We start from the raw sequence: 10,352 nt of genomic DNA on the forward strand, positions 1-10,352 counted from the left end.
AGCAAAGACCACTTCTTAATCTTATTAAGAGTGGTCTTTTTTTGCTGAAGTTGGAATTTTAAGATTTTCTTACTGATTGTGAGCTGAAAAATACGATAAAGGTGAATATAAGAAATTATCAGGTCATATTGTTACCCTACATAATATTAAATGATCTGTATTGACAGCTGGTAAAATTATGTTAAAATAATCTCTCGTAAGACAAGTTTCTGTAAAACTCCCCAAGTAATTCACTTCGAAACTTTTACTGACATGCATTTAATCTCACCTTAGACATTCATATTACTATCTCAAAGTTAATTCGAATTTGATTTTTATTAAAATAAGGGTGTGAATGTGAGATGAATGATTCAATTTTTTCACTTGCAGACATGATCAGACACCACAGGTTAAAATTAGGTTTGACCCTTCATGATTTAGCAATTGAGACTAATTTATCTAAAGGGGCAATATCTAAAATTGAGAATGGAAGGCGTAAGAAACCTGAATACAGCACGGTTAAATCTATTGCTTCCGTATTGAAGATACCTTACAATGAGTACATAAATATTTATATAGCTCTTGAGAAAAATGCAGACACTATGTTCGAAATATTCAAAGAGTCCTTAACCATCGATGATACCAGAACAAACCTCGTTCGAAAGATAATGTTAACATATCTGAAACTAGCTTCTGATAGTTATGATGCAGTGGAGCAAATCTACAATACTGCCGAGCTTGCCAAGAACACTACGATTAAACTTTCAATTTATAAAACAATTCTCGACTATTCACGTAGTCACGGTATTATGCATTTCTTAGCAAGATCGCTTTATCAAATATATCTTGTTGAAAGAAATGACTTCACGAAGCTCCGTCAGACATATGAGTCAGGAGAATATGTTTTGAAGTACGTAGAATTCCTACCTTCTAAAGAGCGACTTTCATTGTATTATAAACTCGCTGTCCACGCTTTTACTTTGCAACTACATAATGAAACCATCAAACATTGTAATGTGATTGTACAGGAAGACACTTCCCATGGCAAAGTAGAGAAATCTTATGCATATGGAATGTTGAGAGACTCCTATTTATATCTTGGCAATCTTGAATTAGCAGAAAAGTACTCGATTGAATGTCAAAAACAAAATTCATCCCAAACCTCCGACAACGATAAATTATACGTTGCATTGCTCAATTCGAAAAAAGGGAACAAAGAGCTTGCAGAACTACAGTTTCAAGATTGTCTCGCAACTTGTGCTGAAAGCTTTATTGCTTATGTGGCAAATGAGTACATTTCCTTTTTACTTTTAGATAAGGAGACTTCAAAAGTTGAAGAAATTCTTCCAGAGTTGGAGGATAAAATTAATGAATTGACGTTTGCAACTCCGATTCGAAGAAGAGAGTTAGCATGTTTTTATAAACTTCAAGGGGATTTTCATACTCAAATAAACAATGTCAATCAAGCACTCGATTTTTATATGGATGGGGCATATGAATACTCTCAGATAGATGACATTGACAACGAGCGCGAATGCTTGCGGTTAATGTATTATCTATATAGAAATAACAAAGTCATAGTAGATGCAGAAACTGTAGATAAAGTGGACCGCTACTATGAACGATTCAAGAAGGAGGGGATTATGTGTGAAAAATAAAGTCTCCAAAATGATTCTTGCACTCTTCTTGATTTTACCTGTTGCTCCCAACATTACAGATTCAGTCACAACGTTTGGTTCTGAGTATCCTTGGATAATCAGCAGATAAAAAAAGAAAGTCCTCTTATCCCGAACAGACACCTTTCAATGGTGTCTGTTTTATTTTGTCAATAAATTAATTTAGCGGTTTTTGTGGAAACCTGTGTTAATTTAATAATGGGCAAAGGGGAAGAGGACTTGCATTGATAGATGATGGGGTGAATAAGGGGAGATTCACCCCATCAACGTTACTAGCATTTAATGTGGGTGATAATTGATGCTTGATGAAATTGAACATTTACGATTTCGTATGAATGAAGCTTATAAAGAAGGCTTGGAATTGACCGATGGTAAGATGGTTGAAATGAGTCAAGACTTAGATAAGCTGCTTACAGTTTATCAAACAGAAAAACACATGAAAGATTTATTGGACGAGTAATACATAGGGAGTGTTATTCGTAATGAAGCTAAGATTTGATCATCTTCGTAAAGACGCATTCGCAGAAGAGAATGAAGAACTGATATATAAACTGGTAGGAGAAGAGATTAAAGAAATAGATTTAACTAATAAAGCCCATTATTACACCCGATGTGGATGCACATACAAAAAATCTTTTTACAAGCGTTTTGACTTTGGAGAAACATTTATTGATGTATTTGCTTGTTCATGCGGTGCGTGGACAGCTAATCAAATGAAATGCTGGTAGGTAAAATACATAGATTTATACTGTATTCGTTCAGCATATGAAAGGGGTGAGAGCAAATTAAATAAGAAGTGTTACGTTGTAAGCCTGCAAATTTTCTTACATCAAATTAAAATAATTATGATAGGAGAGTTTTGCATGAAGCTTAAAAAAGTATTATTATCGTTTTGCGCAGTTGCATTAATTATTACACTAGTTAGTCCATTTTCGTTAGTAATCGCACTAGAAAATACGCAAATAAGCAGTCAATCTCAGATATTAGCAGATAGTGCTCAAATTTCGGAGTCGTTCAACTTAACTGTAGGTAGTTATGAATATCTTAAAATAGATTCAAATGCTGTAAGGAACACCCATTATTATATCTCCAAAAGCTCCTCTGAAAGCACATCTGAAACAGATTCTACAATTAAAACCGCATTAACAGGAGAAGAGATAGCAGCTCAAATAAAATTACTTTCTCCATACCTCATTGTTAAAGAGCACAATTTAGTGGAAATTGATATTGCTAAAGCCGAAAAAGACAATATTAATGATGCTGCAATCAAGTTAGTAAAGAAATTTTATGATAATCAAAATAGAATAATTACAGTAACATTAAATGGTGGGACATTTGATGATGTTAAACTAGATACAGATTTTAATAAAATATTTGAAGAGTATATGAAGCACCTGGCAAAAACTGAATTTGTTTTGAAAGCCAGTTGTTCTGTTGGTGACGCTCTGAATCCCGATCCTTGTCCTAATAGAGACGAATTAATTGCTAGTACATCGCTTGCGAAAGCTCAAAAATTTGCTTATGATAGTGGTTATCATAGGACTGCAACATATGCAGGTGGTGGCTTGCCTGAGAATCCGGCAAGAGATTTTACAAAGCCTGTAGAACACAACAATTGTAGTAAAGGTGTGTACAGAAACCATATGGTTCTATCTGATAACAAAGATGGAACGTATAAAGTACTTAGACAGTTGAATGAACCAAATCCCGAAATTCACTCTTATACTCATCCTCATATGGATTGGGCACATTATTGTTATTGGTGGCATCAAACATATTGCTAATGAAAATAAAGAAGAGTCCCCTTATCATAGGGGATTCTTTTAATTAATATATGAAAGTAGGATATATTACTATGAAATATTTAAAATACGTAGTGGTTATTTTATTTTTATTTATTTTAGGTTGTGATTCCTCTCCGCTAAAGTCTGATTTAGAACAAAAGATGAATAGAGCCTACAAAACTGATTTTGACTATATTGATAGAATTGAGCTTAAAGATCATAATAATAAGGAGCATATTATTATAGATGATCTTGCTAAGATATCGAATGTTATTAATTATTTAACAGATGTAAAAGTTATTGGAGACCCTGAATTAGATGATAATCCGCAAGGGGAGATATCAATTTTAACTTCTGAACAAGGAAAAGATTATAATACTAAACAGACGAGTGCTGTCTTAGATATTCTTACTGTTACGGAAAGTTCATCAATAATTCGATATCAGTCAAATTTCTATGAAATACCTGTGAATATATTTAAAGTTCTTAAAGAAGAACCTTGAAATAGATGCAGCTATGTTCTTGACTACTGAAGCGGTAATCGCTGACAAGCCAGAAGAGAACAAACCAGGCATGCCTGATATGGGCGGCATGGGTGGAATGGGCGGTATGATGTAAGGCTTTTAAGCCCTTTATATCATGTGCCTAGCAGAGTGAATTTTCGTTCAGATTGAACGGGGATTTATGAAGCTGTCACTGGTCACTGTTACAAATGATGAAAGACCACTTCTCGCATTTATTGAGAAGTGGTTTTTTTGTTTGTTAAAGTTATTGTTTTGAGATTTTCTTGATAATCGTAAGTTTAAAAATACGACCATAGTAAATCTCAAGAATTTTCAAAAAGTGAGAATTGGGATGGTGACACGATTCTTTACAGTTGATTTTTCGAAATATCTATACCATTTTATGAAACCGATGAATTAAATATAAATGATTTTATTGACACTGATAATGATGAAATTTTCAACTCGATAATGTAAGATACCGCGTAAGAGTGCCTGGACGGTCTAGGAATTTCATCAGTATTATTTATTGACATGTTATGTGACACCGATGTTACAAACATGTAAGTTCAATCTAAATAATGTAAGTTGATTCGATGGGAGAGCGTCTAATCTTTTTTTATTATGTTCTAAAAAGAGATTGGATGGTGTTGAGTTTGGATATTTCAGAAGTGAATCATTCATTGTTTAGGTGGGTTAATGACTTAGGAAAAGAATTTCCCTTTTTGAATCCCACATTTGTCTTTATAGCTGAACATATGGTTGTTTTACTTGCACTAAGTGTTCTTGTTTATTGGTTTACAAGAGATAAAAATAATAGAATGATGATTCTTTGTGCATCAATCGCTTTCATCTGTGCTTTTGCGATAGGGAAAATTTCTGGCGTATTTTACTCGAATTACCAACCTTTTTATGAATTAAACGACGTTAATACATTGGTACATAAAGAAAAAGACAATTCTTTTCCAAGTGATCATACCATTTTATTCTTTACATATTGTTTTACATTCTGGCTCTTTAAGAGAGGCTGGTCAATGTTATGGGTATTGTTAGCTGTTCTAGTCGGAATCTCTCGTATATGGGTTGGGGTTCATTATCCTTTAGATGTTTTTACAGGAATATTGATTAGCTTAGCGTCTGCGACTTTTATATTTGTAATAGCCCCTAAAAGGAGTGTCACACAAAGCATCATACAGTTATATGAAAAATATGAAAGTAAATTTCTATTCAGTAGAACAATGAAAAACAAGTCAAAAAACGTTTAGATCGTTTCTATAATCAAGACTATTTTAGAGTTGAATAGGACTTTTCGCTATACATAATAAATCGAGTAATAACCACTTCTTAATCATTTTATTAGGGAGTGGTTATTTTTGTATTGTCATTATCTGTTATTGGTAGTAAGATGAGAATACAAAAATGAGAGTTATCTCATTTTAAGAAAGGGGAGCGACGAGTGCCAAAAGTAAATGAAGACTATATTTATAAAAAGAAAACGCAAATATTAGATGCGGCCTTTGTAGTATTTCAACAAAAACCACTATATGAAATGACGATGCTAGATGTTATTAAGGAAGCGCGTATAAGCAAAGGGGGGATATATCGATATTTTGGTGATATTGATGAAGTGATTATCGCTTTACTTAATAGAGAAACGGCTAAAAACAATTATAAGCATCAAATTGATGAGCTAATTGCAAGTACAGATACAACAGTACGTACCATCGAAGCACTATTTGATTTTCTGGCAAATTATATTCATAACAGTCCCGCTACACTGGGTAAATTTCAATTTGAACTTACTGTATATTATGCCAATCACCCTGAAAAGGTAGAAAAGTTTAAAAGCAATCTCACAGAACAGGAAAATGGTCAATATTTCATAAGCACACTGTTTAACGAGATAACGAAGGGAGTAAATAAGGCAGAGTTTCAGGCTCTCTTTCCGCTACATGATATCTTTACTTTTATTACGACCTCCATTGATGGTGCCGTTCATAAAGTAGTTATGCAAAGATGTTATAACGTCAATGCCAATCCTATTGATGTCAGACAGATGTTCAAGATGATATCCTGCTCCGTTGTACATATGTTAGGGGTTAAATAATATAAATTTCCTTGGGGGACTATGTATGAAAAATAAACAATTAAAAGAGGTTATCGTATTTTTCATCATTACTATTTTCTTAAGCTTATTTGTATTTTGGGGGCCGCTTGCTGTATGGGGAGTTCCAACTATCGGCTTTAAAGGTGGAGCAGTTGGACCGGTGTGGGCCATTATATTGTTTATAATGGGAGGCTTTGTCCCTTCGATAACAGGTATCATTCTTACTACCGTTTTTGAAGGTAAACAACGAGTTAAACCATTTATGAAGGAAGCCTTTCGAGTTAAAATTGGATTGAAATGGGTTACGGCGATTGTTCTAACAGCAGCCTATTTTTCTGTATCTTGGATGGTTATCTATTTAGCTTTGGGTGGAAACTTTCATTATGCTGCATTATTGTCTGTACTACCTACTATTTTTCCGTTGCTAATACTAGGCCCATTATCCGAAGAGTATGGTTGGAGAGGTTTTGCTTTAAAGAGATTATTAAACATTGTGAGTCCTAACATGGCGAGTTTAATCATTGGGGTAGTGTGGTCTTTCTGGCACTTGCCATTGTTCTATATCATCGGTACGAATCAGCAGGAGCATCAACAGTTATTTTTCACTTTCATGATATCGATAACGAGCAGTTGCTTTATTTATACTTACATCTATATCAAAACAAAGTACAATTTGTTTGCTGTAGTATTATTTCATTGGGCGTACACCTTCTTTTCAGATGTAGCACACAGTGGTATTGTAAGGACGGATTTATTTAATGCGCTTCAATTTGTACCAGCACTTCTAATTGGACTCGTATTTTCATTTCTGTTGCATCGGATCAAGCCGAAAGTAAAGGCTATCAATGCTAGCAGCTTACAAAAGGCTGAGAAGTTGCATATATAATAGAATTAGTCCACAATCTAGGAGCTTGCATGGAGGCAGCTCCTTTTTTCTCACATAATCGATTAACAGTTAGAACAGAAAGTGTCAACCACTTCTACATTGTAGGCATGGTTGCTCTTAGGAACATCAAACCACATGTAGTAGCCATTATAGACATCCTGTTCTACAGCATCTAATTTATTATCGAGTTTAACTTTTTTAGTTCCTTTATCAGTTTTCCCTATTATTATATTTACTTCATCGTCTAAACCTTGGTTGTAAGAAAACATTATATATGACGGTGTACTTAAATAGGCAGTTACTCTGTTCCACACATACAAATTTCCACTCTTATCAATAACAGCTAGAGCAAAGAACTTTTCATGGTTTTCAATCAACCTGTAATGTTTATTTTTAAATTCTTTACGTAACAGCAAGTTTGCTTTTTCAGACTTTAGTCCATAGTCTGTTGCTTCACTTAATGATGAGAACTGTATAGCATCTACATCACCACTAGACTGAGCACAAGCCGTAATTCCAAACAGTAACGTGATAGCTAGGGCTAATGCCAAACTTTTTATTATCATAGTACCACCCTCATGTATTCCAAAATGGAAATGAAGACTATAGCTTGGGTTTTGTTGATTTTTTCTGGAGTAATGAAATAAAGAGAAGAATTAATCCACCTACTAAAAATGCTAAAACGAAGATGTTATCAGTTATAGAAGGATACGTCGGCCTAGTGTCAAACCCTCCTTGTTGCCCGATTGCGGACATATATGAACATATCCTAGCTGCTATACGCTCTAATGTATGCAAAAAAGCCGAGAATACAATAAGAACTAATCCCACCACAGAGTATTTCATGAAAGCACATCCTTTTTCTTGGATTATTTTGGTTTTTAAATCCAGTATAACATGCTTCATTTCCATTGTTAAAATGTAGACATCGGATTAGGCGAGACTCTATATTATGGAGGGAGTCACAATGAGGAAGTTTATAAGGAATTACGTTGAATTAGTATCTAAGAGAACAGTATCAAGTAATATTGCAAACTTCATTAGTAACCTTGTACTAGTTATTTTTCTCTTCTCTGTAGGATATATGAATGGATATTTAAACAATGTACTGGTATTAACCTTCGTCATATTTTTTAATACTGTTTTTTTATTAAGAGCATTGCTTGCTCTTTATTATGTTATAAAGAAAAATTAGATATAAATCCCGGTTTTTGCATCCAGTATATATTATCACATACGGTGCGTATAGGGATCTTATCAAGAACCTACTCATTATGCGACATAAATTGATTAAGGTAATTACTTTGACAAGCCGTGGATCCTTAAGTTAAGGTTCCACGGCTTGTTTTATAGTGCATGCCAACTCCTAACATTATTAATCCTTAGTTCTGAACATGGTATATTTACTTATTTCAGTATTGTACCCATTCATGTGGTTATGATGATGCTAAGGAGCTAATAGACTTATCTATAAGGGCAGTCATTGTTTTCACCATGTATTAAAATTGGATTTCCGTTGGTTATGCTGTTTAACGCAAGCCCGCCTGTAGTGGTCATAATGTCTGCTATAAGCTTTATATTTCATACATATGAATCTAAAGGGGGGATTTGGCTGGTATTAGAGAAGCTATCAAAATATATCGCATTAAAGATAAAGCAAAGTGACCCAGAAGGACCGACTAGCGTGGAGATAATGGAGTATGAACTTGGGGTCAGGTTAAATTTAATTGCTACGATTTTACTTACTGTAATATTCGCTTTATTTACGGGAAGATTAACAGAATCGCTTATAGCATTGATTGGTTTCGCTGTATCACGTAGATTTTCGGGTGGCTGGCATATGAGGTCACTAACAACATGTGCTTTCGTTTCATCTGTATTATTTACCCTGATACCGTTCATAATGTTAAACAAATCCATAACTTTAATAATTACGCTTTTGTCTATCTTATTATTTGCGATATTAGCGCCTAATGATTTTATAGAGGTCAACCCTTCAAAGCTGGATCCTTATTTAAAAGTAATATCTGTACTGATAGTATCATCCAATTTATTTATCATGTCTGATGTATTAGGGTTGGCATTTTTTGCACAGGCGATGTTATTAATTTCTTGGGGGGAGGTGATATCATGGGTCAAAGGATAGCTATAATGATGGGGAATCTATTGGGCAAGAGCGCTAAGCGTGGATCTAAAGGGAGAAAGTTGTGGATTGGTGCTCAACCGTTTCCAAAAGAACTTAAAACATCTAAAGAGCAAGCCAACTAAAAAAGTGATTACATGAATGATAATAACAATATACTCGTGACGGAGATTGTACTAACCTACAATTAGTTATAGAAGGCCGCTTATAAAGTATAACGAACTTATGAGAGACCTTTTCTTTTTATTTAACTCCGTCATAATAATAGATTAATTTTACTGACTAACTGCGGGATAAAAATAAACCCCCATCGAAATCGACGTTACAGTCCATTTCAATGGGGGCTTCCTATTTACACATTCACTCTGCACAGAGTTTTATAAAATGATAATGTTATTACACGTGTTTATTAGCAACGATAACGAGTTTGCCTCTATCTAGTTGCTCTTCTGCACGATCTGCCTCATGTGCAGATAGACCGACTGCTTCCATTTTGTTGCGAAGCTCGTCTCCGCGAGAGTTAAACATATTTTTCATGCTGTCAATAAAGCCTTGTTCACTAATTCCCACTTCTTCGGTATGCAGTGCATCTGAAATATGCTCGCCTCTCTTTTTGGAATGAGCGAAAATATAAATTTGATCTCTTGAATATCCTTGCATTTCTAGTTTCTCTACCTCTAGCTTAGCTTGCTTTACGTTTTCTACTGTTAGATTTACTTTCATGATAAATCCCTCCAATTATAATTATTGATCTATTAATGATTAGGTCGATTAGGTAAATCAGTACATAGATGATCTATCGTTATCGACAAGAACTAGAATCTTTCCTTCGTTCACATGTGCACTATATAGATGGGCTTCCTCCTCTGGTAAACCCAAACCTATAAGAGCACCTGTCAACCCACCGACTCCCGCTCCTGCAGCTGCACCTGTTAGACCTGCAAGAATCGGTCCTGCCGCAATAATAGGTCCGATACCAGGAATAGCGAGCGCGCCTACTCCTGCAAGTAATCCGCCGAAGCCGCCGAGTAGGCCGCCAGCTACAGCACCAGTTGCTGCACCTTCTGCTACTTGTGTCCCTGTCTCATTTGCTATAGCAGTTGTATCTTCTTTATTTTTACTAATAATCGAAATTTCATTGGTTGCATATCCTTGTCTTTTCAGCTCTTCAATTGCGGATATGGCTTCAGATTCTGAATTGTAATAGCCTACTATTCTTTGTTTGTTCATGTTAAAGCACCTCCAGATTAATTTTGAAGTTGTTGCTCGCTTGG

General features: G+C 34.8%; 13 protein-coding genes and 1 pseudogene. 11 read left to right on the forward strand and 3 right to left on the reverse strand.

All coding sequences use genetic code 11. The annotated features are described in order from the left end of the window. Window positions 1–341 precede the first annotated feature (341 nt). From FPZ44_RS01415 to FPZ44_RS01455, 9 genes and pseudogenes are all read left to right on the forward strand, one after another. The gene (locus tag FPZ44_RS01415) at window positions 342–1,637 is read left to right on the forward strand and encodes a helix-turn-helix domain-containing protein (RefSeq protein ID WP_144986719.1); all 1,296 of its coding nucleotides are present in this window, start codon (window positions 342–344) and stop codon (window positions 1,635–1,637) included. A gap of 316 nt (window positions 1,638–1,953) precedes the next feature. Then, window positions 1,954–2,115, forward strand: coding sequence for an aspartyl-phosphate phosphatase Spo0E family protein (locus tag FPZ44_RS01420; RefSeq protein WP_144986721.1), 162 nt, complete (start codon window positions 1,954–1,956; stop codon window positions 2,113–2,115). A gap of 22 nt (window positions 2,116–2,137) precedes the next feature. Further along, the gene (locus FPZ44_RS01425) at window positions 2,138–2,383 is read left to right on the forward strand and encodes a hypothetical protein (protein ID WP_144986723.1); all 246 of its coding nucleotides are present in this window, start codon (window positions 2,138–2,140) and stop codon (window positions 2,381–2,383) included. Between the two features lie 135 nt (window positions 2,384–2,518). Continuing rightward, window positions 2,519–3,439 (forward strand): hypothetical protein, encoded by a 921-nt coding sequence (locus tag FPZ44_RS01430; RefSeq protein WP_144986725.1) that lies wholly within the window; start codon window positions 2,519–2,521, stop codon window positions 3,437–3,439. A 71-nt stretch (window positions 3,440–3,510) separates the two neighbouring features. Then, window positions 3,511–3,942, forward strand: coding sequence for a hypothetical protein (locus tag FPZ44_RS01435; protein WP_144986727.1), 432 nt, complete (start codon window positions 3,511–3,513; stop codon window positions 3,940–3,942). A gap of 7 nt (window positions 3,943–3,949) precedes the next feature. Next, a pseudogene (locus FPZ44_RS01440) lies at window positions 3,950–4,057 on the forward strand (TCP-1/cpn60 chaperonin family protein); the annotation flags it as partial. Window positions 4,058–4,598: 541 nt separating this feature from the next. Then, window positions 4,599–5,207, forward strand: coding sequence for an undecaprenyl-diphosphatase (locus FPZ44_RS01445; RefSeq protein ID WP_144986729.1), 609 nt, complete (start codon window positions 4,599–4,601; stop codon window positions 5,205–5,207). Between the two features lie 191 nt (window positions 5,208–5,398). Beyond that, window positions 5,399–6,049 carry a TetR/AcrR family transcriptional regulator gene (locus FPZ44_RS01450; RefSeq protein ID WP_144986731.1) on the forward strand — a complete coding sequence of 217 codons (651 nt, stop codon included), beginning with the start codon at window positions 5,399–5,401 and terminating at the stop codon, window positions 6,047–6,049. Between the two features lie 25 nt (window positions 6,050–6,074). Next, window positions 6,075–6,935, forward strand: coding sequence for a CPBP family intramembrane glutamic endopeptidase (locus tag FPZ44_RS01455; RefSeq protein WP_144986733.1), 861 nt, complete (start codon window positions 6,075–6,077; stop codon window positions 6,933–6,935). A 62-nt stretch (window positions 6,936–6,997) separates the two neighbouring features. On the opposite strand, the gene FPZ44_RS01460 is transcribed toward FPZ44_RS01455, so the two are convergent. Then, window positions 6,998–7,501: a hypothetical protein gene (locus FPZ44_RS01460; RefSeq protein ID WP_144986735.1), complete on the reverse strand. Its 504-nt coding sequence runs from the start codon at window positions 7,499–7,501 to the stop codon at window positions 6,998–7,000. A gap of 992 nt (window positions 7,502–8,493) precedes the next feature. On the opposite strand from FPZ44_RS01460, the gene FPZ44_RS01465 reads away from it, so the two are divergent. Then, window positions 8,494–9,081, forward strand: a complete 588-nt coding sequence (locus FPZ44_RS01465; RefSeq protein WP_186785874.1) for an accessory gene regulator B family protein — start codon at window positions 8,494–8,496, stop codon at window positions 9,079–9,081. Then, window positions 9,066–9,203, forward strand: coding sequence for a hypothetical protein (locus FPZ44_RS26290; protein WP_186785875.1), 138 nt, complete (start codon window positions 9,066–9,068; stop codon window positions 9,201–9,203). The genes FPZ44_RS01465 and FPZ44_RS26290 overlap by 16 nt, the downstream gene beginning before the upstream one ends. Before the next feature lie 271 nt (window positions 9,204–9,474). On the opposite strand, the gene FPZ44_RS01470 is transcribed toward FPZ44_RS26290, so the two are convergent. Both FPZ44_RS01470 and FPZ44_RS01475 read right to left on the reverse strand, forming a co-directional pair. Next, on the reverse strand, window positions 9,475–9,801 hold the full coding sequence (locus tag FPZ44_RS01470; RefSeq protein WP_144986739.1) for a YflT domain-containing protein: 327 nt from the start codon (window positions 9,799–9,801) through the stop codon (window positions 9,475–9,477). Window positions 9,802–9,858: 57 nt separating this feature from the next. Then, on the reverse strand, window positions 9,859–10,308 hold the full coding sequence (locus tag FPZ44_RS01475) for a general stress protein (protein WP_144986741.1): 450 nt from the start codon (window positions 10,306–10,308) through the stop codon (window positions 9,859–9,861). Window positions 10,309–10,352 lie beyond the last annotated feature (44 nt).

The sequence above is a fragment of the Paenibacillus agilis genome, assembly GCF_007786455.1.
Classification (GTDB): Bacteria; Bacillota; Bacilli; order Paenibacillales; family Paenibacillaceae; genus Paenibacillus_B; species Paenibacillus_B agilis.

Excerpts from the sequence above, each read along its gene's own strand:
- FPZ44_RS01415 (WP_144986719.1), top strand. The coding sequence starts at position 342 with ATGAATGATTCAATTTTTTCACTTGCAGACATGATCAGACACCACAGG.
- FPZ44_RS01420 (WP_144986721.1), top strand. The coding sequence starts at position 1,954 with ATGCTTGATGAAATTGAACATTTACGATTTCGTATGAATGAAGCTTAT.
- FPZ44_RS01425 (WP_144986723.1), top strand. The coding sequence starts at position 2,138 with ATGAAGCTAAGATTTGATCATCTTCGTAAAGACGCATTCGCAGAAGAG.
- FPZ44_RS01430 (WP_144986725.1), top strand. The coding sequence starts at position 2,519 with ATGAAGCTTAAAAAAGTATTATTATCGTTTTGCGCAGTTGCATTAATT.
- FPZ44_RS01435 (WP_144986727.1), top strand. The coding sequence starts at position 3,511 with ATGAAATATTTAAAATACGTAGTGGTTATTTTATTTTTATTTATTTTA.
- FPZ44_RS01455 (WP_144986733.1), top strand. The coding sequence starts at position 6,075 with ATGAAAAATAAACAATTAAAAGAGGTTATCGTATTTTTCATCATTACT.
- FPZ44_RS01460 (WP_144986735.1), bottom strand. The coding sequence starts at position 7,501 with ATGATAATAAAAAGTTTGGCATTAGCCCTAGCTATCACGTTACTGTTT.
- FPZ44_RS01465 (WP_186785874.1), top strand. The coding sequence starts at position 8,494 with ATGTCTGCTATAAGCTTTATATTTCATACATATGAATCTAAAGGGGGG.
- FPZ44_RS26290 (WP_186785875.1), top strand. The coding sequence starts at position 9,066 with ATGGGTCAAAGGATAGCTATAATGATGGGGAATCTATTGGGCAAGAGC.
- FPZ44_RS01470 (WP_144986739.1), bottom strand. The coding sequence starts at position 9,801 with ATGAAAGTAAATCTAACAGTAGAAAACGTAAAGCAAGCTAAGCTAGAG.
- FPZ44_RS01475 (WP_144986741.1), bottom strand. The coding sequence starts at position 10,308 with ATGAACAAACAAAGAATAGTAGGCTATTACAATTCAGAATCTGAAGCC.